The 26,730-nt window shown below is 72.3% G+C and carries 20 protein-coding genes and 1 pseudogene; 9 read left to right on the plus strand and 12 right to left on the minus strand.

Features of this window, described 5'->3' with window-relative positions:
- Positions 1–60: 60 nt before the first annotated feature.
- Positions 61–753 carry a TetR/AcrR family transcriptional regulator gene (locus tag VB059_RS08830; RefSeq protein ID WP_323421651.1) on the plus strand — a complete coding sequence of 231 codons (693 nt, stop codon included), beginning with the start codon at positions 61–63 and terminating at the stop codon, positions 751–753.
- A gap of 79 nt (positions 754–832) precedes the next feature.
- Here VB059_RS08830 and dcd read toward each other — a convergent pair whose 3' ends face one another.
- The 6 genes and pseudogenes from dcd to VB059_RS08860 form a co-directional block, all read right to left on the minus strand.
- Complete coding sequence (gene dcd, locus VB059_RS08835; RefSeq protein ID WP_323421652.1) at positions 833–1,414, minus strand: dCTP deaminase; 582 nt, start codon at positions 1,412–1,414, stop codon at positions 833–835.
- Between the two features lie 9 nt (positions 1,415–1,423).
- Positions 1,424–2,815, minus strand: coding sequence for an ROK family protein (locus VB059_RS08840; RefSeq protein WP_323421653.1), 1,392 nt, complete (start codon positions 2,813–2,815; stop codon positions 1,424–1,426).
- Between the two features lie 50 nt (positions 2,816–2,865).
- Positions 2,866–4,197, minus strand: a complete 1,332-nt coding sequence (locus VB059_RS08845; protein WP_323421654.1) for an FHA domain-containing protein — start codon at positions 4,195–4,197, stop codon at positions 2,866–2,868.
- Entirely contained in the window at positions 4,197–4,922 is a 726-nt protein-coding gene (locus VB059_RS08850) for a PP2C family protein-serine/threonine phosphatase (protein ID WP_323421655.1), read from the minus strand. The genes VB059_RS08845 and VB059_RS08850 overlap by 1 nt, the downstream gene beginning before the upstream one ends.
- 290 nt (positions 4,923–5,212) lie before the next feature.
- Positions 5,213–7,870 (minus strand): pyruvate, phosphate dikinase, encoded by a 2,658-nt coding sequence (gene ppdK / locus VB059_RS08855; RefSeq protein ID WP_323421656.1) that lies wholly within the window; start codon positions 7,868–7,870, stop codon positions 5,213–5,215.
- Positions 7,871–8,175: 305 nt separating this feature from the next.
- Positions 8,176–9,060: pseudogene (locus VB059_RS08860) on the minus strand (pyruvate, water dikinase regulatory protein); the annotation flags it as partial.
- A 188-nt stretch (positions 9,061–9,248) separates the two neighbouring features.
- On the opposite strand from VB059_RS08860, the gene VB059_RS08865 reads away from it, so the two are divergent.
- The 6 genes from VB059_RS08865 (at position 9,249) to VB059_RS08890 (ending at position 17,852) form a co-directional block, all read left to right on the plus strand.
- A complete protein-coding gene (locus VB059_RS08865; RefSeq protein ID WP_323421657.1) occupies positions 9,249–10,361 on the plus strand; it encodes a class I SAM-dependent methyltransferase in 1,113 nt (370 codons plus the stop codon).
- A gap of 64 nt (positions 10,362–10,425) precedes the next feature.
- Complete coding sequence (locus VB059_RS08870) at positions 10,426–11,265, plus strand: YwiC-like family protein (RefSeq protein WP_323421658.1); 840 nt, start codon at positions 10,426–10,428, stop codon at positions 11,263–11,265.
- A 672-nt stretch (positions 11,266–11,937) separates the two neighbouring features.
- Positions 11,938–13,149: a TerC family protein gene (locus VB059_RS08875; protein WP_323421659.1), complete on the plus strand. Its 1,212-nt coding sequence runs from the start codon at positions 11,938–11,940 to the stop codon at positions 13,147–13,149.
- 317 nt (positions 13,150–13,466) lie between these two features.
- On the plus strand, positions 13,467–14,975 hold the full coding sequence (locus VB059_RS08880; protein ID WP_323421660.1) for a succinate CoA transferase: 1,509 nt from the start codon (positions 13,467–13,469) through the stop codon (positions 14,973–14,975).
- 316 nt (positions 14,976–15,291) lie between these two features.
- The gene (locus tag VB059_RS08885; protein ID WP_323421661.1) at positions 15,292–16,788 is read left to right on the plus strand and encodes a gluconokinase; all 1,497 of its coding nucleotides are present in this window, start codon (positions 15,292–15,294) and stop codon (positions 16,786–16,788) included.
- A gap of 287 nt (positions 16,789–17,075) precedes the next feature.
- A complete protein-coding gene (locus VB059_RS08890; protein ID WP_323421662.1) occupies positions 17,076–17,852 on the plus strand; it encodes an enoyl-CoA hydratase/isomerase family protein in 777 nt (258 codons plus the stop codon).
- Positions 17,853–18,014: 162 nt separating this feature from the next.
- On the opposite strand, the gene VB059_RS08895 is transcribed toward VB059_RS08890, so the two are convergent.
- The 6 genes from VB059_RS08895 to VB059_RS08920 all read right to left on the minus strand — a co-directional run bounded on the left by VB059_RS08895 (position 18,015) and on the right by VB059_RS08920 (position 23,995).
- The gene (locus VB059_RS08895) at positions 18,015–18,836 is read right to left on the minus strand and encodes a class III extradiol ring-cleavage dioxygenase (RefSeq protein WP_323421663.1); all 822 of its coding nucleotides are present in this window, start codon (positions 18,834–18,836) and stop codon (positions 18,015–18,017) included.
- Positions 18,837–19,021: 185 nt separating this feature from the next.
- Positions 19,022–19,147 (minus strand): hypothetical protein, encoded by a 126-nt coding sequence (locus VB059_RS08900; protein ID WP_323421664.1) that lies wholly within the window; start codon positions 19,145–19,147, stop codon positions 19,022–19,024.
- A 211-nt stretch (positions 19,148–19,358) separates the two neighbouring features.
- Positions 19,359–21,206 (minus strand): hypothetical protein, encoded by a 1,848-nt coding sequence (locus VB059_RS08905; protein WP_323421665.1) that lies wholly within the window; start codon positions 21,204–21,206, stop codon positions 19,359–19,361.
- Positions 21,199–22,341, minus strand: coding sequence for a hypothetical protein (locus VB059_RS08910; protein WP_323421666.1), 1,143 nt, complete (start codon positions 22,339–22,341; stop codon positions 21,199–21,201). The genes VB059_RS08905 and VB059_RS08910 overlap by 8 nt, the downstream gene beginning before the upstream one ends.
- On the minus strand, positions 22,341–22,496 hold the full coding sequence (locus VB059_RS08915; RefSeq protein ID WP_323421667.1) for a hypothetical protein: 156 nt from the start codon (positions 22,494–22,496) through the stop codon (positions 22,341–22,343). Before VB059_RS08915 ends, VB059_RS08910 begins: the two co-directional genes overlap by 1 nt.
- Positions 22,493–23,995 carry a hypothetical protein gene (locus VB059_RS08920; protein ID WP_323421668.1) on the minus strand — a complete coding sequence of 501 codons (1,503 nt, stop codon included), beginning with the start codon at positions 23,993–23,995 and terminating at the stop codon, positions 22,493–22,495. The genes VB059_RS08915 and VB059_RS08920 overlap by 4 nt, the downstream gene beginning before the upstream one ends.
- Positions 23,996–24,345: 350 nt before the next feature.
- Here VB059_RS08920 and VB059_RS08925 point away from each other — a divergent pair, with 350 nt between their 5' ends.
- Both VB059_RS08925 and VB059_RS08930 read left to right on the plus strand, forming a co-directional pair.
- Complete coding sequence (locus VB059_RS08925) at positions 24,346–25,872, plus strand: ferredoxin reductase family protein (RefSeq protein WP_323421669.1); 1,527 nt, start codon at positions 24,346–24,348, stop codon at positions 25,870–25,872.
- A gap of 10 nt (positions 25,873–25,882) precedes the next feature.
- On the plus strand, positions 25,883–26,581 hold the full coding sequence (locus VB059_RS08930) for an FMN-binding protein (protein ID WP_323421670.1): 699 nt from the start codon (positions 25,883–25,885) through the stop codon (positions 26,579–26,581).
- Positions 26,582–26,730 lie beyond the last annotated feature (149 nt).

Raw genomic sequence — 26,730 nt, forward strand, 5'->3', positions numbered from 1 at the left:
TACAAAGTGCTGACAAGCGTCGATTCCGCGGCTGGGGGCCGAGGTCCGAGGAGTCCTGAAATGCCGAACCTGCGTGTCGACCGGCGACGGGAGCTGCTCCTGGAAGCCGGCGAACGGGTGATCGCCCGGGTGGGGCTCGAGGGAGCCACCACCCGCGCCGTCGTCACCGAGGCGGGGATGCCGTTGGCGTCCTTCCACTACGCGTTCAGCAGCCGGGCGGAGTTCATCCGGCTGCTGATCAACCGACACATGGCACCGCAGCCGGCCCCGCTGCCTCGGGACGGGAGCTTCGACGAGGCGCTCACCACCTTCCTCACCGCGCTGGCCGGGCAGGACGCGGTGGACGGCGACGTCCCCGCCTCGCTGGCGTTCCACGCCATGCGTCACGACGAGCTGCGCACCATGGTCACCGAGGGTGCCACACAGTTCGACAAGGAGCTCGCCGGTGGCTTGGCCACGCTCGCCGCCGAACACGGCCGGGAGTGGCTGGTGGATCCGCACCGGCTGGCCACGCAGCTCAACTGCTGGCGCTTCGGGTCGGCCATCCGCAGGGCGTTCTTCGGCCGCATCCGGGAGTCTCCGGAGACCGCAGAGCCCCCCGAGATCCCGGAGACCCGGGACGAGTCACCCGCGCCCGCACCCGGGGCAGCCGCCCAGAGGACGGCCGCCCCGCACGACGAGCTGGACGTCTCCATCTGCGTGGCGATGCTGCTCGGCCTGAGCCGACCGCTCGACGCCCCGGCGTCCGCCTGAGGCGCCGCGCGGGATCAGCCGCGCCGTACGAGGTCCCGTCACGGGATCAGGTGAGCCGCAGCGGGTTCCCCGTCCGGGATCAGGCGATCGGCGTGCGGTGGAAGTTCAGGTACGAGCGGCTCGGGGTCGGGCCGCGCTGGCCCTGGTAGCGCGAGCCGTACTTCGTCGACCCGTACGGCGCCAACGCGGGTGAGGACAGCCGGAAGAAGCACAGCTGGCCGATCTTCATCCCCGGCCACAGCTTGATCGGCAGCGTCGCGACGTTCGACAGCTCCAGCGTGACGTGCCCGCTGAAGCCGGGGTCGACGAAGCCGGCCGTCGAGTGCGTGAGCAGTCCCAGCCGGCCGAGCGACGACTTGCCCTCCAGCCGTGCCGCGAGCGTGGTGCCGAGGGTGATTACCTCGTACGTCGAGGCGAGGACGAACTCCCCCGGATGCAGGATGAACGGCTCGTCGGGGCCCTCGGGCTCCACCAGCCGGGTCAGTTCGGCCTGCTCGACCGCGGGGTCGATGTTCGGGTAGCGATGGTTCTGGAAGATCCGGAAGAACTTGTCGAGCCGTACGTCGACACTGGCAGGCTGGATCATCGCCGGGTCGTACGGGTCCAGGCAGATCTGTCCCGACTCGATCTCCGCGGCGATATCACCGTCCGACAGCAGCATGGTCCGAGCCTAACGCCACACCGAGGGGGCGGTGGCAGGCCCCCGATCCGTGGGCGTCCCGGCGTCCTCGCTGCCGTCCGCACCCGGCTCGGCACGGTCATCCGCGACGTCGGCATCGGCATGCTCCACGACCTCGGCATCGTCACCGTCACCGTACGGAACGTCGGCATCCGCATCGGCATCGTCACCGTCCGGCTGCCCGTCCTCGCCGGGACGCTGCGGGTCGTCCTCGCCACGCAGCCACCGCGCCGGGTCCAGGATCACCCGGTCGAGCGCCTCGTACGCGGCACCGGTGGCCGACAGGGCCGGCCCCATCGGCGCGAGCACCACCTCGGGGGCGGCCAGCGGGTCGGACAGCAGCCGGTGGCGCATCTCCTCGGCGATCGGGGCACGCAGGTGCTCCCCGATCACCGCCAGGTCGCCGCCGAGCACCAGGGTGGGCAGGTCGAGCAGGTTCACCACCCCGGACAGCACCGACCCGAGCGCGTGGCCGGCCGCCTCGACCGCCTGCACCGCGGTCGGGTCGCCGCTCTCCACCCGGCCGAGCAGAGTGTGGACCGAGGCCCGCGGTGGCAGCCCGGCGGCGTGCAGCAGGCTGTGCCGGCCGATGTACTGCTCGAGGCAGCCGTGCGACCCGCAGCGGCAGGGCGGCCCGGCCGGGTCGACCGTCATGTGGCCGATCTCACCGGCCCAGCCGTGCGCGCCGAGGAACTCGCGGCCGTCCAGCCGGATCGCCGCGCCGACGCCGATCTCGCCGTGCAGGTAGACGAAGCTCGGCCACGGGCCGGGCCGGCCCGGACGGGTCTGGGCGACGGCCCGGGCGGCGAGGTTCGCGGAGTTGCCGATGCTGAAGTCGACCCCGGGACCGATCACCGGCGCCAGCAGCGGGTACGGGTCGAGATCGGTCCAGCCCAGGTTCGGGGCGACCAGCAGCCGGCCGTCGCGCCGGTCCACCAGCCCGGGCAGGGACAGCGTCGCCCCGGCGAGCACCAGGCCGGGAGCCAGGTCGTCGAGGATCTCGCGGATCATCACGCCCAGGTGGCGCAGCACCTTGCCCGGCTCGGCGCCGACCAGCGCTCCCTCGTCGAGGCTCTCCGCCAGCACCCGGCCGGACAGGTCGACCAGCCGGGCGGCGAGCATCCCGACGCTGATCTCCATCCCGAGCCCGACGTAGGAGTTGCGGGCCGGGATCAGCGGCACCGCAGGGCGCCCCCGGGTGGCGGTGTTGACCGGCGGCAGCGCCTCGATGATCCGGCCCTCGATCAGGGCGTCGACCAGCCGCGAGGAGGTCGACCGGGTCATCCGCGCCTCCACGGCGAGCCGCGCCCGGGAGATCGGCTCACCGTCCTCGCCGTGGGCGAAGACGTGCCGGGTGATCAGTTCCAGATTGGCTTCCCGCAAGGACCCCTGTCGCACTCCCCGGTCCACGCGGTGCCGTTGCCCGGCCATGGTCAGGCGCGGTCGATGAGGATCGTGACCCCGTCCCCGAGGTCGAGGATCCACCCCGGCTGCACGGCCACCGGCTCGCCGGGGACCAGCTGGTGGCGCTGCCCGGCCAGCGACGGGTCCCCGCCGATCGGGCCGGTGATCAGCACGGTGCCGTTCGTGGAGTGCAGGTCGGTGACCTGGACCGTACGCCCCACCGGCTCGACCTTCACGTGCGTACGGCTGATGTCGTGCGACGGGCTCGGCACGGTCATCAGCTTCGCCACCACGCCGGGGCCGGCACGGTCCGGGCTCGGCGCCCGGCCGATCAGCACCATCCGGTCGACGGCCACCGGGGCACCGGTGATCGGGCGCAACAGGGCCATCACCGGCGACGGCTCGACGCTCGGCCCCTCGCCGGTGCGGTCCGCGGCGGACCGGTCGGTCGGGGCGGACGGCTGGCCCGCGGCGGAGGTGTCGAGGAGCTGGGTCGAGGCCTCGGCGGCCGCACCACCGAGCACCTGGGTGGCCGAGTCCGGCCCGACGGGTGCCGGCGCGACCGGTGCCGGCGGGACGGGTACGGGGACGACGGGAACCGGGGCGGGTGCCGGCGGGACGGGTGCCGGTGCCGGCGGGACGGGTGCGAGACCCGCCGGGGCACCGGTGTGGTGGGCGGGTTCGTCGTTCTCGGGGTGCATCGGGTCGTAGACCTGCCCGTGCTCGGTCTCCGCCTCCGGATGGTCGACGGCAGGGGCCTCGGGGACGGTGGGGAGAGCTCCGGTCGTCCGGCCCGGACCGGCCGGCTCGACCACTGCGGCCCGCGGGGGCGGGACCGGGACGGTGACCAGGCGGTCCTGACTGGTCTCGACCAGCAGGGAGTGGGCGCGGACCGCGCCGACCACCAGCGGCAGCACCAGCGCATCCTCGGGATCGGGGCCCCCGTCGGCGGCCTGGATCCGCACGGAGCTGACGTCACCCAGACCGCTCTCGCTCCAGGTGCGGACGCCTTCGCCGCTGGCGATGACCTCGCCGGTGGCGGTGTCGACCACCTGCAGCCGGCCACGCACCAGGCTGTGCATCGACCCGGCGTCCCAGAACAGCGCCGCCATGTCCGGCATCTCGGTGACCCCGGCACGGCCCAGCTCGGTGACCAGGTCGTCGATCGACACGGTCGGCACGATGCTCTCCCACACCGTGGTGACGAACTCGGCCACCCGGGCCGGGGCGGGGGGCATCACGACGAGAGCATCGGGGCCGGCGAGCACCACCCAGTCACCCGGTGCGTACGTGACGCGCCAGGAGCCGATGGTCGCCCCACCCTGGGGGTCGCTGCTCTGCTGCGGGTCCTGAACCGTCATCACCCATCCTGTACGTCGACGACAACTACCGACACATTGTCACGAGCACCGTAACCCAACGCGAGATCGAGCAGCGTCTGACAGGCCGATTCCGCCTCCGGACGGCCGATCAGGACGTCCTCGATCTCGGCCAGCGGGACCGCGTTCACCAGACCGTCGCTGCACAGCATCAGCCGCTGCCCCGGCACCACCGGCAGCAGCCGGACGTCCGCCTCGGACTCCTGCTCCGAGCCCATCGCGCGGGTGATCACGTTGCGCAGCGGCATCAGCTCGGCCTCCCGGGGGTCCAGCACGCCGGCATCGATCATTTCCTGCACCAGCGAGTGGTCGACGGTGACCTGGCTGACCGCACGGCCCTGCGGTCCGTCGTTCACCAGGTAGCACCGGGAGTCCCCGACGTTGAGCACCATCCAGGTGTCCTCGCCCGCCACCCGGACGCCGACCACCGCGCAGAGCGTGCTGCCGGCCCCCGGGTTGTCATCGTGCAGCGCGACGACCCGCTGGTGGGCGGCCCGCACCGCGGCGGACACGGTGTCGACGTCGAGCTCGCGGCCCACCAGTGAACCGAACTCCTCGACGATCGCCCGGCTGGCCAGTCCGCCGCCGGCCTGGCCTCCGATCCCGTCGGCGACGAGGAACACCGGTGGCGCGGCCAGGACCGCATCCTGGTTCTCCTGGCGCACCGGTCCCTTGTCGGTCCGTGCCGCGTAGGTCAGTGTCTGCACTCCCGTGATCCTAGTGAAGGCCACGAACCGCCCGGACGGATGACCGGGCGATGGAGACCCGACCGTGACCACCCGGGCACGTACGTCCCCCGGACCGGCGGACGCCACAGGGGCCCGGGGTCACGATCGGCGAGCAGATCCGTACGTCCCGCGGACCGGCGGACGCCATCCACGCCTGCGTACGCACGCAGCCCGCCGAGAACGGGCGTGGCGCCGCCCCGGCCGGTTCCCCGGCGGGGGCGGCGCCACCTGTGCAGGGCATGTCTCGTGGATGGTCCGGACGTGCCGGCTCAGGCGCGCTGCTCCAGTGCCGCCCGGGCCGCGGCGAGGCGGGCGATCGGGACGCGGAACGGGGAGCAGGACACGTAGTTCATCCCGATCTCGTTGAACAGCTCGATCGACTGCGGGTCGCCGCCGTGCTCACCACAGACACCGGTCTTCAGGCCGGGCTTCCTGCTGCGGCCCTTCTCGACGCCGATCCGGACCAGCTCGCCGACACCGTCCCGGTCGATCTGGGCGAACGGGTTGGCCGGGATGATGTCGTTGTCGATGTAGGCGTTGAGGAACGAGCCCTCGGCGTCGTCACGCGACAGGCCGATCCCGGTCTGGGTGAGGTCGTTGGTGCCGAAGCTGAAGTAGTCGGCGTAGTCGGCGATCTGGTCGGCGACCAGAGCGGCGCGCGGCAGCTCGATCATCGTGCCGACCGTGTAGTCGAGCGGCACCCCGCCGGCGGCGATCTCCTCGTCGGCGACCCGGACGATGATCTCCCGCAGCCGCTTGAGCTCCTCCGGGTAGGCGACCAGCGGGACCATGATCTCCATGATCGGCTCGAAGCCGCGCTTCTTGACCGCGACGGCGGCCCGGACGATGGCCTTGGTCTGCATGTCCGGGATCTCCGGGTAGAGCAGCGACAGGCGGCAGCCGCGGGTGCCGAGCATCGGGTTCGCCTCGGAGAGCTTCTTCACCCGGGCCAGCAGCGCCTCCTCCTTGGCCAGTTCGTCGGCGGGGGCGCCGGTGAGCCTGAGCTCCTGGACCTTGAGATTCTGCTCGACCAGGCCGGGCAGGAACTCGTGCAGCGGCGGGTCGAGCAGCCGGATGTTCACCGGCAGGCCGCTCATCGCCTCGAAGATCGCCTCGAAGTCGGCCTGCTGGAGGGGCAGGATCTCGGCCAGCGCCGCGGCCCGGTCGGCCTCGTTGTCGGCCAGGATCATCCGCTGCACGGCGGGCAGCCGGATCTCATCCATGAACATGTGCTCGGTGCGGCACAGGCCGATGCCCTGGGCGCCGAACTCGCGCGCCTTCGCGGCGTCGTGGCCGTTGTCGGCGTTGGCCCGCACGGTCAGCGACCGCACCTCGTCGGCCCAGCCGATGATCCGCTCGAAGTCCTCGCTCATCGACGGCGGGATCAGCTTCACCGCCCCGTCGAACACCTCGCCGGTGGTGCCGTCGATGGAGATGACGTCGCCCTCGTGCCAGGTCCGACCGTTGACCGAGAAGACCTTGTTGGCGGCGTCGATGGACAGCTCGTGGGCGCCGGCGACGCAGGGCCGGCCCATGCCGCGGGCGACCACCGCCGCGTGGGAGGTCATGCCGCCGTGCGAGGTCAGCACGCCCTGGGCCTGGATGACGCCGTGGATGTCGTCCGGGGTGGTCTCCCAGCGGACCAGCACGACGTCCTCACCGGCCTTGCCGCGCGCCTCGGCGGTGTCGGCGTCGAAGACGACCACGCCGACCGCGGCGCCCGGGGAGGCGTTCAGGCCGACGGTGACCGGCTCGGGCTTGGCCTCGGGGTCGATGCCGGGGTGCATCAGCTGGTCCAGCTGGTTGGGCTCGATCCGGCGGACCGCCTCGTTCTTGTCGATGATGCCCTCGTCGACCAGGTCGCCGGCGACCTTGATCGCCGCCCGCGCGGTGCGCTTGCCGTTGCGGGTCTGCAGCATGTAGAGCTTCTCGTCCTGGATGGTGAACTCCATGTCCTGCATGTCCCGGTAGTGCTTCTCCATCCGGTCCATGGTGTCCAGGAGCTGGTGGTAGGCCTCCGGGAGGACCTGCTCCATCTCGGCCAGCGGCCGGGGCGTACGGATGCCCGCGACGACGTCCTCGCCCTGCGCGTTGGTGAGGAACTCCCCGTAGAGCTCCTTCGCGCCGGTGGAGGGGTTGCGGGTGAAGCACACCCCGGTGGCGGAGGTCTCGCCCATGTTGCCGAACACCATCTGCATCACGTTGACGGCGGTGCCGAGCTCGGCGGAGATGTTGTTGGCGCGCCGGTAGACCTCGGCACGCGGGTTGTTCCAGGACCGGAAGACGGCGTCCACGGCGCGGCGCAGCTGCTCCATCGGGTCGGTCGACCAGGCGCCGCCCAGGGCCTCGGTGGAGAGCTGCTTGAACTCGGCCACCAGCTCCTGCAGGTCCTCGGTGCTCAGGTCGGTGTCGCTGGCGGCACCCTTGGCCTGCTTCATGGCGGTGAGGGCGTCCTCGTAGATGTGCGGGGCGATGCCCTCGACGACCTCGCCGTACATCTGGATGAAGCGGCGGTAGGAGTCCCACGCGAAGCGGGCGTTGCCGGCCTCGGCAGCCAGCGCCTCGACGGAGGTGTCGTTGATGCCGAGGTTGAGGATGGTGTCCATCATGCCGGGCATGGACTGCACGGCACCGGACCGTACGGAGACCAGCAGAGGCTTCTCGGCCCCGCCGAGCGTACGGCCCGTACGCTCCTCGAGGCGGTGCATCGCCTCCTCGATCTCGCTCCACAGAGCCGCCGGCCACTGACCGGTCTTCATGGTCTCCACGCACGCGGTGGTGGTGACGGTGAACGCGTCAGGGACCGGAACCCCGATCCGGTACATCTCGGCCACACCGGCGCCCTTACCACCGAGGAGCGGCTTCATGTCAGCGTTGCCCTCGGCGAGGTCGTAGATGTAGCGGCTGTGTGGGGCCTGATCAGTCATCAGCTTCTCCTCGTTCGTGCCGGACCTCGATGTCCGGCGACGTTCAGCCCGGTGGTCAGCCGGTGATCAGCACTCTAGGCGAGCGCCGGACCATGCCCCTCTCGAGGCGGCCATGGGGTGCCCGGGCGCTCCGACGGGCACGGGGGGAGGCCCTCCGAGGCGGTCCTCCGGGCGCCCGACGTGGGGACCGGTACGCCGGAAGCAGGGGCCGACACGCCGACGGCGGGGGCCGGCGCCTCGGAGGCCGGAGCAGGCCCCTCGGAGGCCGGAGCAGGCGAGCCCTGTCGGACCGACAGGGCCGAGCGCGGCGTGGCCCGCGGCTCGCCGGGGATCTCCCGCAGGTGGCCGCCGGCCTGCTGGGCCCGGCGCTCGGCGATCTCGATGATCTTCGCGGCGTTCTCCTCCAGCGCGACCGAGGTGGTGTTGACCACCACGGCGCCGAGCCGGCGCTCCATCGCGACGATCTGGTCGACCTCGTCGTACACCCGGGCCAGGTCGGCGTACCCGTCCTTGCGGGAGCGCAGGCCGGTGCCCATGCCGAGCCGGCCGATCCGCTCGCGGCGGATCTCGACCAGCCGCTCGGGGTCCATCGTCAGCCCGACCAGGCGCCAGCGGTCGACCAGGGCGAGCTGGGGCGGCGGGTCGATGCCGAGCACCAGCGGGACGTTGGCGGTGCGGTAGCCGAGGTAGCCGAGGTACATCGACAGCGGGGTCTTGCCGCTGCGCGACGCGCCGAGCAGGACGATGTCGGCCTGACCGAGGGACTCCAGGTGCTGGCCGTCGTCCTGCTGGATGACGTACTGCATCGCCGAGATGCGGGTGAAGTAGTCAGCCTCGACCCCGACCGGACGCATCGGCACCAGGTCGGCCTCGGTGCCGGTGATCTCCTCGATCGCGGCGAGGGTCGGGCCGAGCAGGTCGGAGTGCCGGATGCCCAGCCCGTCGCAGGCCCGGTTGACCAGGTCGCGCAGGTCCGGGTTCACCAGGGTGGTGATGACGATCCTGGCGGCCGTACGACCCTTGAGGCTCTCCACGACCGAGACGACGCTCTCGACGGAGCTGATCCGCGGGTGGCGGATGATCCGGAAGCGTCGGGACGGGAACTGGGCCTGCGCCGCGCGGGCAAGGCGAGCCGCCGTCTCCCCGGTGGAGTCGGCAATGACATGGACCTCAAGGACTTCGCCCGCCACGATCAGCACATTAGCGCTCGCCCCCGAGCGACCTGCAGGGACTCCCGCCCTCACGAACGTCCTCCGAGCGCCCTCCCCATGTCCGCTCCGCCAGACCGGCCCCCGGGACCAGCCGCGCGTCCGGCACCCGCCGCACCATGTGGCTCCGACAGGTCGGGCTACCGCCCGCCCGGCACTAGGCTGGCCCCGTGCACACCCCGGACGCCGTCGACGAGCTGATCCTCACCGAAGCGGCCACGGTCGACGGCTCCCCGACCGGCTCCCGGGCGACCGGCACCCCAGCGACCGGCGCCACGAGTGGGGCCGATGCCCCGGTGCTCTGCCTCGACGCGCCCGCCCTCGCGGTGGCCCTGGCCGGGCAGGGACGTACGGTCCTGCACCGGGCCGACCTGCTGGCCGACGAGCTCGACGTGGCGGCCGGTGCCACCGACGCCGGCGCGGCGGTCGCGCCCCGGGTGGTGGAGTCCTGGGACGACCCGGGGCTGGCCGACGTACGCCTCGTGCTGCTGCGCCTGCCGGCCAACCTGAACGCCCTCGACGAGCTGGTCGAGGCCGTCGCCGCGCACTGTCACCCCGAGGTGCGGATCGTCGCCGGGGCCCGGGTGAAGCACATGACCCGCGGGATGAACGAGGTGCTCGCCGCGCACTTCGCCGAGGTCCGGGCCAGCCTCGGCGTCCGCAAGTGCCGGGTGCTGCACGCCGCCGCGCCGCTGCCCGCCGCCCGCACCGCCGCGGCGGCCTGGCCACGGTCGGCGGCACTGCCCGAGGCCGATCTGACGGTCGTGACGTACGGCGCCACCTTCGCCGGCAACCGGCTCGATCCGGGCACCCGGCTGCTGCTCGACCGGGTCGACGGCCTGCGGCCCGCCGCCGGCGCGGACCGGGCGGTCGACCTCGGCTGCGGCTCGGGGATCCTCGCAGCGGCCCTGGCCCGGCACGGCTGGCGGGTCACCGGCGTCGACACCTCCCGGGCGGCCGTCGCCGCCACCGCGGCCACCGCCGCGGCGAACGGTCTGACCGTCGCGGTCCGCCGCGCCGACGCCCTGGCCGACTGGCCCGCCGCGGACCTCGACCTGGTGGTGTGCAACCCGCCCTTCCACGTCGGGACCGCCAAGGACTCCACCCCGGCGTTCCGGATGATCCGGACCGCCGCGCGGGCGCTGCGGCCCGGCGGCGACCTGTGGTGCGTCTACAACGCCCACCTGCCCTACCTGCCGACGCTGCGCCGCGACGTCGGCCCCACCGAGATCGTCGCCCGCGACCGGAGCTACCTCGTCACCCACAGCGTCCGGGCCCGGTGACCGACGACCCAGTGGCCGACAACCCACCCACATTTCTCCAGGCCTCATCGGGTTTAATGGCGGGGTGAGCTCTCTCGTCACCCCCCGCACCCACACCCGCGCCCGCCGGCACGGGACCAGCGGCTGGGTGCCGAACCAGCACGGCGCCTGGGCGATGGTGACGGTCCCCTGGTTCCTCGGCACCTGGCAGCGCTTCCGGGACGGCGAGGGCGCTGCGTACGCCCTTGTCCTCGGGCTGTTCTGGCTGGTCGGCTACTTCGCCTTCCACGCCGCCTCGCAGTGGCTGAAGTCGCGCCGCCAGCAGCGCTACCTGCGCCCGCTGGTGACGTACGCGGCCGTGGCCGGCGTCCTCGGGCTGGTCACCTGGTGGCTGGCCGGGCCCGGCTTGATCGGCTGGGCGATCCCGTTCCTGCCGGTCCTCACGGTCGCCCTGGCCCTGGCGGCCCGACGGCACGAACGCGCACTGATCGGCGGGCTGCTGACCGTCGCCGCCGCCAGCCTGGTGGTGCTGGTCGCCCGGTTCGCCTCGCCGATGGCAGTGATCGACGGCTGGGGCAGCCCGCAGGTCGACCGGGCGGTGGCCCTGGCCCTGGTCTGCTTCGCCTATTTCGGCGGCACCGTGTTCTTCGTGAAGTCGATGATCCGCGAGCGCGGCAACGGGGGCTTCCTGGCCCTCTCCGTCGGCTGGCACCTCGCCGCCACCGCCGTCGCGCTGGCCGGTGCGGCCCTCGGCGGGTACGCCGGCTGGGCCTGGTTCTTCGCCGTCACGGCCGTACGTTCCCTCGCGCTGCCGCTGGCCGGGCCGATGCGCCGCGACGGGCTCCGCCTGACGCCCAAGCAGCTCGGGCTGGCCGAGGCGGTCTTCAGCGTCGCCCTGGTCGCGCTGGCGATCGTGAGCGCCTGAGCCGACCCCGCGACGGTCCGGGCGCACGACCAGCCCGGACATCCGGGACACGCCGACTTTCCTCCCTCGGTGACCCCTGCTACTTTCGAAGTGTTCGTGGGGGAGTATCCCGACACATCAGACGTCAGCACGTCGCGGTCGTACGGCCGGGGCCGGATGGTGTGGTCGACCGCAGGCAAGCACCTGGCGGCTCGGCGGAGAGACTCGCGAGACCGACATCCGTCGTCTCCGAAAGGACCCCTCATGGAGGTCTCCTCGCTCATCCGGGCACTCCCGTCCGCGTCGTCGGTGTCGTGCCGGCCACCACCGGGGAGGCCCACCGCGCGTCGATCCGACCGCCCGCCGAAGCGGATGCCTCGCCCACCCCGAGCGGACGCCGGCCCATCCCCGATGACCCCAGGGGCGAGTTGCTCGACAGGCGCACCCCCTCGGTCCGCACGGCCCGTCACCCAGCTCGACCCCACGCCCCCCGCAGGCACGACCCATCAACCCGCCCACCCCGGGCCCACCAGCCACCGGACCGCTCCGGTTCTCGACACCGGTCGGACACGCGTGATTGGTAGGATCCCAGGGTTCCGCCCGGCGAGCGCTCGCCCGGACGGCGGGACCGGCGGTCGATGGTCGTGGGCCCGGCTGTGAAAGCCCGCCCACCCTTCCCGAAAGGACCATTGCATGGAGGTTTCCGGCCTCACCTGGGCACTCACCACCCTCTTCGTGGTGGGGATGCTGTTGTTCGACTTCCTCTTCCATGCACGCCGACCGCACACCCCGAGCATCCGCGAGTCGGCGCTCTGGTCCGCCCTCTACGTGTCGATCGCCCTCGCGTTCGGCCTCTTCGTCCTGGCCAACTGGGGCGGGCACTACGCCACCCAGTACTACGCCGGCTACATCACCGAGCTGTCGCTGAGCGTCGACAACCTCTTCGTCTTCCTGATCATCATGGCGTCGTTCAAGGTGCCACGACAGTCCCAGCAGGAGGTCCTGCTCTTCGGCATCGTGGTGTCACTGATCTTCCGGTCGGCACTGATCTTCGTCGGCGCCGCGGCGATCAACGCGTTCTCCTGGGTCTTCTACATCTTCGGGCTGATCCTGCTGGTCACCGCCGGCTCCACCCTCAAGGAGGCGATCGGCTCGGACGAGGAGGATGAGTCGGAGAACTTCTTCATCCGCCTCGTCCGCCGCCTCTTCCACACCTCCGACACGTACGACGGCAACAAGCTGTTCACCGAGGTCGACGGGAAGCGCGCGCTCACCCCGATGCTGCTGGTGATGATCGCCATCGGCGGCACCGACGTGCTCTTCGCCCTCGACTCCATCCCGGCGATCTTCGGCCTCACCCAGGAGGTCTTCCTGGTCTTCACGGCGGTCGTCTTCTCCCTGATGGGGCTCAAGCAGCTGTTCTTCCTCATCGACGGGCTGCTCGACCGGCTGATCTACCTGTCGTACGGGCTGGCGGCGATCCTCGGCTTCATCGCGGTGAAACTGGTCCTGCACGCCCTGCACCAGAACAACCTGCCGTTCATCAACGACGGCGAGCCCGTCACGGTCGTCGAGATCACCACCCAGATGTCATTGGTCTTCATCATCGGGGTGCTGGCCGTCACCGTCGCCTTCTCACTGCTCAGCCCGCGGGGCCGCGCCATGGCGATCATCCGCGCCACCGAGGACCTGGCCGAGAAGTACCTCGCCCTGCCTCCCGAGGCATCGGCCGAGGAACGGACCCGGATCAACAACCAGCTCGCCGCCAAGCTCAGCAAGATGCCGCAGATCCCCGACCAGCTGAAGTCCGAGCTGATCGAGAACGAGCAGCACTACCGCGACCTGCTGCGCCGGGCACACGGCCGCCACGAGAAGTTCCTGGCCCGGGCGGCCGAGGAGGACTGACCCCGTCCGGCCTTGTCAGACACGCCTGACCGGCCACGTCATCAGACCGCCCGCTCATCAGGCAGGCCTGTCCGGCCACCTCACCGGGCCGCAGGGTCAGACCATCGGGCCCCGCGGTCCACTCCACGGCACACTGCGGGGCCGGGCGAGGGCCCGGCCACCGTACGTGGCCCCGGCGAGCGGGCATGTCCTGTTCCGGCACGAGGAACCGTGTGGCACAGGACACATCCGCATCGTTTTGTCCGCCCCAAGCAGTCAGGCAGGATACCGACCAGTAAGTTTGGACTGCAAAGCCGCGCCTGACTTGGAGGACATTCATGGGCAATCGGATCCACAACGCCGCGTACCAGAGCAAGGTGATGAGCGCTGAGGACGCCGCCGCGCTGGTCAATGACGGAGACATGATCGGGGTCTCCGGCTTCACCGGCTCCGGCTACCCGAAGGCGGTGCCGATCGCTCTTGCCGCCCGCGCCAAGGCGCTGCACGCCGCGGGCAAGCCGTTCCGGGTCAGCCTCGGCACCGGCGCCTCGACCGCTCCCGAGCTGGACGGCGAGCTGGCCGACGCCAGCGCGGTGAACTTCCGGACGCCGTACCAGTCCGATCCGGAGACCCGCAAGAAGATCAACACCGGTGAGATCCAGTACTCGGATGTCCACCTCTCGCACATCGCGCCGCAGTTCCGCAACGGGTTCCACGGCAAGATGCACCTCGCCATCATCGAGCTGAGCGCCATCAAGGCCGACGGCTCGCTCGTCCCGTCCTCCTCGATCGGCAACAACCAGGCCTGGCTCGATCTGGCCGACAAGGTCATCCTCGAGGTGAACTCCTGGCAGTCCGAGGACCTCGAGGGCATGCACGACATCATGAGCGGCCTGCACCAGGTCCCGCTCGACTTCGCCATCCCGATCTACCACCCCGGTGACCGGATCGGCGGCAAGTACCTGACCGTCGACCCGGCCAAGGTGATCGCGGTCGTCGAGAACGACACCCCGGACCGCAACTCGCCGTTCAAGCCGCTCGACGACGTCTCCAAGTCGATCGCCGGCCACCTGCTCGACTTCCTGGATCTCGAGGCGAAGGCCGGGCGCCTGCCCAACCCGATGCCAGCGATGCAGTCCGGCGTCGGCAACGTCGCCAACGCGGTCCTCGCCGGCCTGCTGCACGGCCAGTTCGAGAACCTGACCTCCTACACCGAGGTGATCCAGGACGGCATGGTCGACCTGATCGACGCCGGCAAGCTCGAGGTCGCCTCGGCCACCGCGTTCTCGCTGTCGCCGGAGTACGCGGCGAAGATGAACGACAACGCCAAGTTCTACCGCGAGAAGATCATCCTGCGTAACCAGGAGATCTCGAACAACCCCGAGGTCATCCGCCGACTCGGCGTCATCGCCATGAACGGCATGATCGAGGCCGACATGTACGGCAACGTGAACTCGACCCACATCATGGGCTCGCGGATGCAGAACGGCATCGGCGGCTCGGGCGACTTCGCCCGCAACGCCGGCCTGACCGTCTTCGTCAGCCCGTCGACCGCCAAGGGGGGCGCCATCTCGGCGATTGTCCCGATGGTGTCGCACGTCGACCACACCGAGCACGACACCGACCTGGTCATCACCGAGTACGGCGTCGCCGACCTGCGCGGCAAGTCGCCGCGTCAGCGCGTCCCCGAGATGATCAAGGTGGCCCACCCGGACTACCGTCCGATGCTCCAGGACTACTACGACGTCGCGGTCAAGGTCGCCAACGGCCAGCACACCCCGCACGACCTGTCGCAGGCGCTCTCCTGGCACCAGCGGATGCTGTCCACCGGCACGATGAAGGCCTGAACCACCAGCACGACCACCCGTTGACGGCCGTACGGCCGCCGACGACCGCCAGGGGCGGGATCCGGACGCCGGGTCCCGCCTCTGCGGCGTCCACCGACGGACTAGGCTGTCGGACGAGCGGCCCCGGGGGGACGGGCTCGCCAGGACGCGCCCCGGGCGGGCCCGGGTCGTACGCCCCGTACGACGCCGATCCGCACACCACGGCGCCGACGGTCCTTGCGGACCGGACGCACCGGCGCGGATCTCGACAGACAGGACGACCACGACCGCTTGGCCCGTGTCGGGGACGCGGGCCGCACGATCCCCCGGAGGCAGGATGGCCAGGAGCATCTTCCAGATCGAGCTCAGCAGGGCCGTCGACCCTCTCGTCCTGGCCGTGGACATCGGGTCCACCGCGAGTCGTGGCTCGGTCTACGACGCGCACGGCCGACCGGCCGGGCAGCGGGTCAAGGTGGCGCACTCCTTCACCAGCCGCCCCGACGGGACCTGCATCATCGACCCCGACCAGGTGCTGGCCGAGGTGATCGAGATCATCGACAGCCTCGCCACCAAGGACCTCAAGGGCCGGATCAAGGGCGTGGCACTGGACAGCTTCGCCTCGTCGCTGATCGGGATCGACCGGCAGGGCCTCGCGCTGACCCCCTGCATCACCTACGCCGACGCCCGGTCGGCCCAGCAGGTCGATGAACTGCGCCGGCTGGTCGACGAGGACGCGATCCATGAGCGTACGGGCGTACGGCTGCACTCCTCCTACCTGCCGGCCCGGCTGCGCTGGCTCTCCGCCTCCGACCCGCGCACGTTCGACAAGGTCGACCGTTGGGTGACGCTCGGTGAGTACCTGCACCTCCACCTGCTCGGCCGCACGGCGGTCGCGACCTCGGCGGCGTCGTGGAGCGGGCTGCTCGACCGGCGCACCGGCCAGTGGGACCCGGAGATGCTCGCGCTGTGCGGGATCACCCCCCGGCACCTGTCCACCGTCCGCGACCCCGACCAGCCGCTGGAGGCCGCCGACAACCGGCTGGACGCCCGCTGGCCGGCCCTGAAGGGCGCGTTGTGGTTCCCCGCGATCGCCGACGGGCTGGGGGCCAGCATCGGCGCCGGGGCGACCGACAACCGGACCATCGGCGCCTCCGCCGCCACCTCGGGCGCGCTGCGGGTGATGGTTTCCGGCCCGCTGGACCAGGTGCCGACCGGGCTGTGGTGCTACCGGGTCGACCGGCGCCGCTCGTTGCTCGGCGGCGCCGTCAATGATGTCGGTCGCGCCCTCAGCTGGGCCACCAACACCCTCGCCCTGCCCCCCGAGCCGCTGCTCGGCCGGGCCCTGCTCGCCGAACCGTCCGAGGCGACGCCGCTGGTGCTGCCGTTCTTCACCGGCGAGCGCTCCACCGGCTGGGCCTCGCACGCCACCGCGCTGATGGCCGGCGTGCACGCGACCACCACCCCGGTCCAGCTCTACCGCGGCGTGGTCGAGGGGATCGGCCTGACGTACCGCCGGATCGCGGTCCAGCTCGTCACCCACGCCCCCGGCGCGGTCCGTGTCCTCGCCCAGGGTCGGGTCACCCAGGACCGGCCCGAACTGCTGCAGATCCTCGCCGACGTGATGGGCCGCCCGGTCGCCCCGGTGACGATCAAGCGGGCGACGCTGCACGGCTCGGCGCTGCTGGCGCTGGAGATGCTGGCGCCGGGCCTGGAGCGTACGCCCCCCGACATGGGCACGATCGCCGAGCCGCACCGGGACCGGGCGGCGTACTACGCGGAGCGGATGGCCCGCTTCTCCGAGCTGTACGACAAGGTGATTGCCGAACGCTGGTAGGCGCGCGACGGGGCGAGCCCTTCCGGGGCTCGGACACTCTGCGCCGGACATCCTCGGGCGCCGGACATCCCGGCAAGCTGGACATCCCCGGGCGCCGGGCGTCCCCGGGCGCCGGACATCCCCCGCGGCGTCTCCGCCCTGCGCGATCAGGGAGGCTGGACATCCCCGGGCGCCGGGCGTCCCCGGGAGCCGGACATCCCCGTCCCCGGGAACGGCTGTGCCGTGCAGCAGTGCGTCCGGGTCCGGTGCCCGGGCCCCGGACCCCGCGGCGGAGCAGAATGCGGCCTGTGAGCGAGACCGGCGAACTGACCCTGCAGATCCACGGCGCGACGGCGCTGATCACCATCGACCATCCCCGCAAGCGCAATGCGATGACCACGCAGATGTGGTCCGCCTGGCCGGCCCTGATGGAGCGTGTCGTGGCCGATGACTCGGTCCGGGTGGTGGTCGTCACCGGGGCTGCCGGGCACTTCTGCGCCGGTGCCGATATCAGCGAGCTCGACGCGATCCTCGACAACGACCGCCCGACCGACGCCCACGAGGCGATCGCCCGGTGCCCCAAGCCGACGATCGCGGCGATCAACGGGTCCTGCGTCGGCGGCGGCGTGCTGATGGCGGGAGCCTGCGACATCCGGATCGCCGGGCTGTCGTCGCGGTTCGGAGTGCCACCGGCCAACCTGGGGCTGGTCTACCCGCCGATCCCGCTGGAGCGGTTGGTCCGGCTGATCGGCCCGGCCGCCACGAAGTACCTCGTTTTCACCGCCGAGCTGATCGGCGGGGAGCGGGCGCGTCACATCGGGTTCATCGACGAGCTGCTGCCCGACGACGTCGTGCTGCACCGTGCCCTGGCCCTGGCCGACGACATCGCCAGGCGTTCCCAGCTGTCGATCCAGGCGACCAAGGACCTGGTGGACCGGATGGTCGGTCATACGCTCACCGACGACCGGGTCGCGGCCTGGATGGACCAGGTAGCGTCCAGCCCGGACTTCGCCGAAGGGACCTCCGCGTTCCTCGAGCGTCGCAAGGCGCACTTCACCTGGAACGGCGCCGGCCTGCCGGAGTGAAGCGCGATCCGCCCGCCTGCCGACGTGCGCCGCGATCCGCCTGCGGGAGACCCTGACCCGCCGACCTGCGCCGCGATCCGCCCGCCGGAGACCCCGACCCGCCGACCTGCGCCGCGATCCGTCTGCTGGAGATGCCGACCGAACCGGGGCGTCGGCCGGGTGTCAGCGACCGGCGTCCGGCGTGTCCCCGAAGCGGAAGCTGGCCGAATCGACAGCGCCCATGAAGTCGGGCTCGTGGTAGACGCGTACGCCCGGCTCGTCCTCGGCGGCCCCGACCGCGACCATCAGGGGGACCAGGTGGTCCTCCGACGGGTGGCTGGCCCGCGCACCGGGCGCCTCGGCCCAGTGGACCAGCCGCTCCGTACGCTCCGCGATCGGGCCCTCGACCAGGGTCGTGTTGAGCCAGTCACCGAACGCTGTGGAGGCGGGACCGGCGCCCGGGCCGAAGTTGCGCAGGTTGTGGTAGGTGAAACCGCTGCCGAGGATCAGCACGCCTTCGTCGCGCAGCGGCGCCAGCGCCCGGCCGACGGCCAGATGCGCGGCGGGGTCGTAGCCCCGCTTGAGCGACAGCTGGAGCATCGGCACGTCGGCCTCGGGGTAGGCGACGTACAGCGGGGCGAACATCCCGTGGTCGTAGCCGCGCCGGCCGTCGTACCGGATGGTGATGCCGGCGTCCTCGAGCAGCTGCCCGACCCGCGCGGCCACATCGGGGGCCCCGGGCGCCGGGTAGCGGATCCGGTAGGTGAACTCCGGGAAGCCGCTGTAGTCGTAGACCATCGGCGGGTGCTCGGCGGTCTGGACGGTGAACTCGGGCTCCTCCCAGTGCCCCGAAACCACGAGGACGGCGCGCGGCGTGAGGCCGAGCGCGACCGGGATGGCCTGCAGGGAAGCCTCCAGCTTGTCCATCCCCGGCATCAGGCCCTTGATCCACGGCCACGGTCCGCCGCCGTGCGAGACGAAATAGGTGGGCAATCGCATGCTCATGCTGACTCCTGACGTCGTCGGCCGTACGGTGTCAGCGTAGGAGACGCTCATTCAATGATCAACCATCTCGCACGCACCGGGTCTTGAGGGCACCGGGTCTCGCGCACCGGGTCAGAGCGCCCAGTAGGGGCCGGGCCGACGCACCGCCTCAGAGCGCCCAGCCGGGGCCCGGCCGACGCACCGCCTCAGACGCGTCCTGGAATATCAAACGCGACCGAAGATCCGGTCGCGAACAGTATCTGCGGCAGCGTCTGTATCTGCCGCAGCGTCTGGCTCTGCACCCGCACCTGCACCTGCACCTGCACCTGCACCTGCGGCAGCGTCCGGCTCTGGGGCAGCGTCCGGCTCTGGGACGCCCGCGCCGGCGATGCGATCTACCCGAACCGGCGACGTGATCCGTGGACGTTCCCGCGGGAACGTCCACGTCGCACCGCAGCGCCCTGTGGTGCCTGCGGTGTCAGCAGCCAGGCCGCGCCGGCGCCTGAGTCCCCGGTGCCCTCGGCGCCCGGACCGGACCTGCGCTCAGAAGCCGCCCAGCCCCCGGACCCGAAGTTCGTCGGCGACCACCGGCGGGATGCCCGCCTGGGCGGCCAGCCGCGGCCAGGAACGGCGCAGCACCTGGCGGACGTCACGGGGGTCGAGACGGCCGAGCGCCGCGAGGGACGCGCCCGAGGGGGCGGCCGGGCACTCGGCCAGGAGATCCGCCCAGTCCTCAGCCGGCAGGCCCCGCCATGCGGCGAGCCGGGCCCGGACGTCGGCCGGGTCGGCGCCGGGGTCGGCGGCGACGGCCCGCAGGGCCGCCTGCAGACCGGCCACGAACGCGGGGCGGTCGTCGGCGAACCGGGCCAGGTCCTCGGGGGCGTCGGTCCAGCCGGCGAGCCAGGCGACCACCGCGGCATGGACGACGGGGCCCCACTCTTCGGTGAGGACCCGCCATTCGTACGCCTCCAGCGATCCTTCGCGTGACCCGTCGAGCGAGGCCAGAGCCGAGGCGAGCTTGCGGTCGGCGACGACCGGACGGTAGTCGGCGGCGTCGTGGCTGAGCGGACGGGCGACGAGCCGCAACAGGTTGCGGGAGTCCATCGTCGCGCAGATCACCCGCTGCGCCCGGGCCTGCATCGCCGGATCGCCCTGGACCGGCGCGAACCAGGCGTACATCTGGTCGGTCAGCACCGGCACCGCGGTCCACAGCGTGCGGTACGGCAGCCGGCGGCGGGCCCGGACCACCTCGGCCAGCCGGGTCATCGCGTACGGGCCGGTGAGCAGCCGGGCGAAGACCGACGGGCCGACCTCCTCGGCGAGCAGGTCGAGGGCGCGGCCGTCGAGCGGCACCGCCGGGTCGATCACCAGAGCGTCGAGCCGGGCGACGAACGTGTCGACACCGTCCGCCTCGGCGCACTGCCCGGGATGCTCCAGATAGGTGCGCGCCAGCGCCGCGGCCCGGTCACTGACGTCGATCGGCCCGCCGTCCAGGTCGATCGGGCCGGCGGGCGCTGCCGCCGGGCGCCGGTCAGGCTCCGCTCCCGCCGCGCCGAAGGCGGCGGCCGGTCGGTCGGTCGCGTAGGCCTCGCCCGCACGGGCGCCGTACGGGTCGCCCGCACGAGGGCCATACGGGTCAGCCGCACGAGTGCCGTACGGGTCGCCCGTACGAAGGCCGTGCCCGTCGCCCGGACGGTCGGTGCCGTACCGATCGGCCACCGTCCCCGAGCCGGCACCGGAGAACGGCGCGACCAGCAGCCCGACCCCCGGCCCGCCGGTCTCCGCCGGATCGTCGGGCTGGGCGACGAAGGTCGACCACCACAGGTCCGCCGCGACCTTGCGGGGCAGCGCGTGGGCCAGCGCGGACAGGGTCTCCACCCCGGCCGCCCGGTCCGTCGCCCGCAACAGCAGGGGCGTACGGTCCGTGAGGTGGCCCAGCAACGCGGCGAGCAGGTCCTGGCGGACACCCTCCGGGTCGGGCCGGGTGCGGCGCGCCGGCAGCCCGAGCACCTCCAGCACGCCACCGACGGGCTGTTCCTCGCGGCGCAACAGTGCGCCGTCGCGGGCGAGGTCGAGCAGGTCCTGGGCGCACTGGCGGCCGGTGGGATCCAGCAGACAGTGCGCCGCGAACGTGCCCGGCCGCCCGACCCGACCGAGGTAGACCTTGGAGACGAGCAGGGTGCCGTGCTCGGTGGGTCGCGCCTCCAGACCGCAGGGCGGCTCGGTGCCGCGCATCACCTCGGCGTCCGAGCCCCGCGGCAGGAACGCCCGCGCGGCGTCCGGCAGCCACGCCACCCCGTCGACGAGCGGCCAGCCGGCGGAGCTGCCGAGCACACCGAGCCCGTTGCTGGTCGGGCCCCAGCCGATCACGGCCTGCTGGATCTCAGCCATGGACCCGCTCCGGTCCGAAGAGGGCGGCCGCCCCGGCCAGCAGGCCCATGTCGTGCAACAGGCCGAGCAGCGGCTCGTGCACCCGGATCGGGGCGATGGTGTCGAACATCCCGAGGTTGTTCACCGGGCAGCCGGTCGCCGACACCGCGTGGTAGCGGATCAGCAGCGAGAAACGCTCCGCCTCGGCGAGGATCGCCGGCCCGTGCTGGGCCAGCAGTTCGTACGGCCAGCGCGACTGGCGGCGCAGATAGCCGTCCTCGTGCCCGTAGAACCGGGGATCGAGGGGGATTGACTGGCCCGGCCGCGGCTGGCGGGCCTCCAGCGGGGCGAGCTCGTCACATTTGGCGACCACCACCCCGGTCGGGACCGGCTCGCGTCGGCCGTCGGCGACGGCCCGGGCGGACTGCAGGGCGGCGACCACGGTGCCGGCACCGGGAGCGGTGGCCCCCTCGATCCCCGGCGCCAGCGCGAACCCGGTCTCCGGGCCGAAGGCGAGGTTGACCGGAGAACAGAACACCAGCGCGCCCGACATCACCGACAGGTACGGGTTGAGGTCGGCGCTGGAGCGGGCGTCCCGGTAGCCCTCCCCCGCGGCGTCGAAGAACAACAGGTTGACGTCCTCGTCCGGGGCCCAGTCGCGGTGCATCCGGACGACCAGGGGGGCGGTCCGTTCCAGCCGGGTCTGCTCCGGCGGGCGACGCATCGCCAGCGGGGTGACGTAGTCACGCTGATAGACGCCCTTGGACCGCTCCTCGACGGTGAACGTGAGGCCCATCGCAGCCAGGTCGGTCATCGCGACGATCCGCTGCAGCAGCACCGCCAGGTAGGTCGACTTCGACACCGACGAAGGCCCGACCAGGCCGATCGGCAGGGTCTCGCGGCGCAGGAACTCCGCCGGCATCACATGCCCGCGGGGGCAGCGGTGGTGGACGCCGAGGCGCAGCATCTCGAGATGCTCGGCCCGCTCCCGGTCCCGGTCGGGCGCGGTCGCCCCCAGCAGCGAGCGCACCCCCCGGACGACCGTACGGACCGCATCGCGGCGCGGCGGGCTCCACGGCTCACTCTGCGCGGTGTAGGTGGTGAACTCGTGGGCGCGGTAGTGCGCGGCGCACTGGGGACACAGATAGCGGGTCATCAGCGCGCCACCACGAGGACCATCACCAGCACAGCGACCCCCACCCCGACCAGCCGCAGGATCCGCAGCCGGCGGCCGTAGCGGACCTGGGCGGTGTGCCGGGCCAGCTTCGCCAACCGGCGTCGTTCCGCCTCGTCGAAGGACGACACGCTCATGGGAACACCAATCTTCCGAGGGCCAGCAGCGCCACCCCGGCCACCAGACCCAGGGCCGTGCCGGCGAGTGCGGCCGCGGCGAGGTAACCGGCCCAGTGGCCAGGGCCGAACCGTTCGGCCCCCAGGTAGCCCTCGACGCCGAACAACTGGCGCCACCAGGCCGCGAGCTGGGCCGGCACCGAATCCGGGTCGGCCGTGTCGGCGGGCAGCCCGGGCCGAGGTGGAGCGGCGGGCGGCAGCGGAGGCTCGTCCGCGGCCAGCGGCAGGTAGACCGCCTGGGTGGGCGCGACCCGGGTCATGCCCGCGTCCTGGGGCGTGGCCGGCCCGGTGCCATGCCCGCTCGGCGAGGCGTACGCCCCGGGCCCGCTCGGCGAGGCGTACGCCCCGGGCCCGTTCGATGGGGCGTACGGTGCCCCGACGGGCGGGAAGCCGTAGCTGCGCATCGCCGTGGCGTCGGGGTCCTCGGGGTCACGGCGGGGCAGTTCGAAGGTGGTGGTGGGCGCCTGCACCGGCCCCGCCGGGCGGGCCGTGCTGCCCGAGGTCAGCCGGCTGTGCAGGGCGCGGGCGCTCGGCCGGTTGTCGGAGCGCACGGTGAGCGCGAGGCGGACGCACTCGCGGACGACCGGATCGGTGATCGTCGCCAGCACGGCCTCATCGGCGCCGCGGCCCGTGCCGTACGCGTCCTCGTACTCACGCGGATCGTCGAGGGCCCCGACGAACGGGTGACGATTGGGCGCGTACATGTCGAGGACGGTCAGGCCCCAGGAGAAGACGTCGGCGGCCTGGTCGATCCGCGGGGAGAGGAAGTGCTCGGGACTGGCGAACTGGAAGGTCGCGTGCCGCCAGGCCGGGCCGTCGTCCCCGGTCGCGCCGCCGGACTCGTAGTCGATGAGCTCCACCCCGGTGATCTCCCGGCCGGAGACCTGGACGATGACGTTCGCCGGCTTGATGTCGCCGTGGTAGAGCGGATGGCCGTTGTAGGTGCGGGTGTGCAGCTCGACGATGCGCTCCAGCATCAACCGCGCCAGCACGGCCCGGTTGCCCTCCAGCCCGCCCTGCGTACGGGTCTGGGTGAGGGTGAGGCCATGGATGTAGCGCCGGACCACCCAGGCGTACCCGCCGCCGACCCCGGTGGCCGGCACCCCGCCGGGGAGCAGCCCGTTGCGCCGGGCCGCCTCCTCCTCGTTCGCCAGCAACCGGGCGGCCTGCGGCCCCACCACGGCGGCGCCCGCGTCGGGGCGGCCGACCGGGGAGGTGGCGGTGCGGATCACCTTGATGACGTACGCCTCGGGGCTCTGACCGGGCCGCAACTGGCCCCAGTAGCCGAGGAACGGGGTGAGCTTCTTCTCGTCGATCGGGGTGGACGCCGGCCGCAGCCGCCGGGTCAGGTCGATCACCGGCTGGCGCCCCGCGGCGTCGACCAGCGCACCGGGATCGTCCGCGCGGGGCTCGAAGAGCACCCCGGTCGCCTCGACGGTGGTCGTCTGACCGGGAACCATCGCCCCACCTCCCGTCGGTGTCCCACCGTGTCGTCTCTCGAGGCCCCATGCTAGGTTCCCCGGTGGCGCCGGGCCCGGTCCAGCGGCGCCGGACGGGACGTCGGAGGGACCGTTCAGGGATCCCCCTGGGGCCCCGTCGGGGACCCGCCCGGGACCCGCTCGTCGATCCCTCGTCGGCACCGCCCGGCTGCCCGCCGATCCCGTCCGCCGGATCGTCAGATCCTGTCCGACCGCTCGTCAGATCCGCTCGTCAGATCGTCGACCCCGCCCGGCGCAGCCGTCAGGAGTTCACAAGAACGCCGGGGGGACGGGCACAGAATCGGCACAGCATCCGGTTGTGGTCTGTAGTCATGCAGGAGCCCACGTACCGATCAGCCACGACGACCGCCTTCGGCAGCACCGGGGCCGGCGCCCGGGCCGACGTCGCCATGGCCCCGGGCACTCCCCCACAGGTCGGTGCCGAGCCGCCCCGCCGCGCGATCGGGCCCGCACAGGTCCCGACGCGGCCGGCCCGGGGCCGGCGTACGCCGCTCAGGGTCGAGGCCGAGCGGGACAACGCCCACGGCCGCGCCTCCACCTGGTTCCTCACCGCGGTCGGCGCGATCGGCGGGGTGGTGCTGGGCCTCACCCTCGAGGCGGTGCTCCCGCTCACCGGGACGCTGTCCAACCTCATCTACGTCGTCTCCGTGCTGGCGGCCTCCGTCGGCACGTACGGCGTGCTCGTCCTCCTGCTGCTGATCGCCAGGCTGCCCGTGCTGGAACGCTCGATCGGCCAGGACCACCTGGTCACCTGGCACAAGCGGATCGCTCCCTGGGCGATGTGGCTCGTCTTCGTCCACATCGTCCTGGTCGTGCTCAGCTACGGGATGGACGCCAGGCACAACTGGTTCGCGGAGCTGTGGAGCCTCACCACCACCACGCCGTGGATCCTGCCGGCCCTGGCCGGCACGGCAGCGATCGTCGCCGCCGGGTACACGTCCTGGAAGCGGGTGCGGCGCACCCTCAGACACGAGACCTGGTGGACCATCCACCTCTACACCTACCTCGGTGTCGTGCTGGCCTTCGCCCACCAGATCACCGCCGGCGGCCCGTTCCTGTCCGGCTGGTCGCGCGCCCTGTGGGTGGCCCTCTACATCGCCGTCTTCGGCGCCATCATCGGCTTCCGGGTGCTGCGCCCGCTCTACCGTTCCCTGCGCCACGGCCTGCGGGTCGCGGCCGTCGTCCCCGAGGCACCGGGGGTGGTCAGCATCTGGGTGCGTGGCCGTGACCTGCACCGGCTCGGGGCCCAGGAGGGGCAGTTCTTCAACTGGCGCTTCCTCCACCCCGGCCTGGGCTACGACGCCCACCCGTACTCGATCTCGGCGCTGCGCGGCGACACGATGCGGCTCACCGTCAAGGCGCTCGGCGACGCGTCGGCCGCGATGGCCGGTCTGCGGGTCGGCACCCGGGTGCTCGTCGAGGGGCCGTACGGGGCGGTCACCCCCGGCCGGGTCGCCCCCGATCCCGAGGACCGCACCCGACGCACGGTACTCGTCGCCGGCGGCGTGGGTGCCGGACCGGTCGCCGCCCTGGCCGACCGGGTGGCCGGCGAGGCACCGCTCGACATCATCTACCGGGCCCGGTCGATGGACCAGATGCCCCACCGTGACGAGCTGTGGGAGCTGCAGTCCAGGCCCCACGTCCGGGTGCACCTGATGCCCGGTCATCGCAGCGCCTACCCGCTCAGCCCCGAGCACCTGCGGGCCACGGTCGGCCGGCTCGACGACGCCCAGGTGTACGTCTGCGGCCCGGCCGCTCTGAACCGGCAGGTCGTCCGGTCGGCCCGAGCGCTGGGTGCCCGCCCCGAGAACATCCACCACGAGATCTTCGACCTGTGAGGCGACCACGATGAAGTCCGCGATCACCACCGTCCTGGTCACCGGGGCCACCGTCGCCGGCGTGGCCGGCGTCCTGGTCCTCAGCCCGGGCCACGCCGCCCTGTCCGCACTCGGTGGGACCATCAGCCGGCTCGGCACCGACTCCGACCGGTCCGCAGCCGACCAGCAGTCCGGGTCCCGGCTCGCCGGCTCGGCCTTCCCCGGCAACAGCGCCCGGTACTCCGACGACGAGAAGTCCGACGACTCCGACTCCGACTCCCACTCCGATTCCCACTCGGACTCCGACTCCCACTCCGATTCCCACTCGGAGGACTCCGAGTCCGACGCCCACTCCGGCGCCAGGACCTCCCGGTCGGCGGGCTCCGGCACCACCACCGGCACCGGTTCAACAGGCAGCACCGGGGCCACAGGCAGCACCGGGGCGACCGGCTCCGGCACCGCCTACACCGGGTCGGCGTACCAGTCCCCGTACGGCCCGATGCAGGTCGCCATCACCGTCTCGGGCACCCGGATCACCGGGATCCGGTGGGCCCAGGTTCCGATGAGTGACAGCCACTCCTCCCGGATCAACAACTACGCGGCACCGCTGCTCGTCGAGCAGGCGATGACCAGCCAATCTGCCACGGTCGACGGCGTCTCCGGCGCCACGTACACCACCGATGGCTTCCGTACGTCCCTCCAGTCCGCGATCCAGAAGGCAGGTCTGTGATGTCCGACGCCACCCCCGGCACCCCCCGCCCCGAGCCCGCTGCTGGCCCCGGCGACGCGTCCCACCTCGAGTCCGGCGCACGACCCCGGCCCGGCGCCCATCCCGGGTCCGGGGGACGTCCCGAGTCCGCCCCCGGTGCCGCGGGCCCC

Source organism: Raineyella sp. (assembly GCF_034933565.1).
Taxonomy (GTDB): domain Bacteria; phylum Actinomycetota; class Actinomycetes; order Propionibacteriales; family Propionibacteriaceae; genus Raineyella.

Coding starts and splice junctions, on each gene's coding strand:
- VB059_RS08920 (WP_323421668.1), bottom strand. CDS start 23,995: ATGGTTCCCGGTCAGACGACCACCGTCGAGGCGACCGGGGTGCTCTTC.
- dcd (WP_323421652.1), bottom strand. CDS start 1,414: ATGCTGCTGTCGGACGGTGATATCGCCGCGGAGATCGAGTCGGGACAG.
- ppdK (WP_323421656.1), bottom strand. CDS start 7,870: ATGACTGATCAGGCCCCACACAGCCGCTACATCTACGACCTCGCCGAG.
- VB059_RS08880 (WP_323421660.1), top strand. CDS start 13,467: ATGGGCAATCGGATCCACAACGCCGCGTACCAGAGCAAGGTGATGAGC.
- VB059_RS08845 (WP_323421654.1), bottom strand. CDS start 4,197: ATGACGGTTCAGGACCCGCAGCAGAGCAGCGACCCCCAGGGTGGGGCG.
- VB059_RS08915 (WP_323421667.1), bottom strand. CDS start 22,496: ATGAGCGTGTCGTCCTTCGACGAGGCGGAACGACGCCGGTTGGCGAAG.
- VB059_RS08905 (WP_323421665.1), bottom strand. CDS start 21,206: ATGGCTGAGATCCAGCAGGCCGTGATCGGCTGGGGCCCGACCAGCAAC.
- VB059_RS08830 (WP_323421651.1), top strand. CDS start 61: ATGCCGAACCTGCGTGTCGACCGGCGACGGGAGCTGCTCCTGGAAGCC.
- VB059_RS08930 (WP_323421670.1), top strand. CDS start 25,883: ATGAAGTCCGCGATCACCACCGTCCTGGTCACCGGGGCCACCGTCGCC.
- VB059_RS08875 (WP_323421659.1), top strand. CDS start 11,938: ATGGAGGTTTCCGGCCTCACCTGGGCACTCACCACCCTCTTCGTGGTG.
- VB059_RS08925 (WP_323421669.1), top strand. CDS start 24,346: ATGCAGGAGCCCACGTACCGATCAGCCACGACGACCGCCTTCGGCAGC.
- VB059_RS08910 (WP_323421666.1), bottom strand. CDS start 22,341: ATGACCCGCTATCTGTGTCCCCAGTGCGCCGCGCACTACCGCGCCCAC.
- VB059_RS08895 (WP_323421663.1), bottom strand. CDS start 18,836: ATGAGCATGCGATTGCCCACCTATTTCGTCTCGCACGGCGGCGGACCG.
- VB059_RS08885 (WP_323421661.1), top strand. CDS start 15,292: ATGGCCAGGAGCATCTTCCAGATCGAGCTCAGCAGGGCCGTCGACCCT.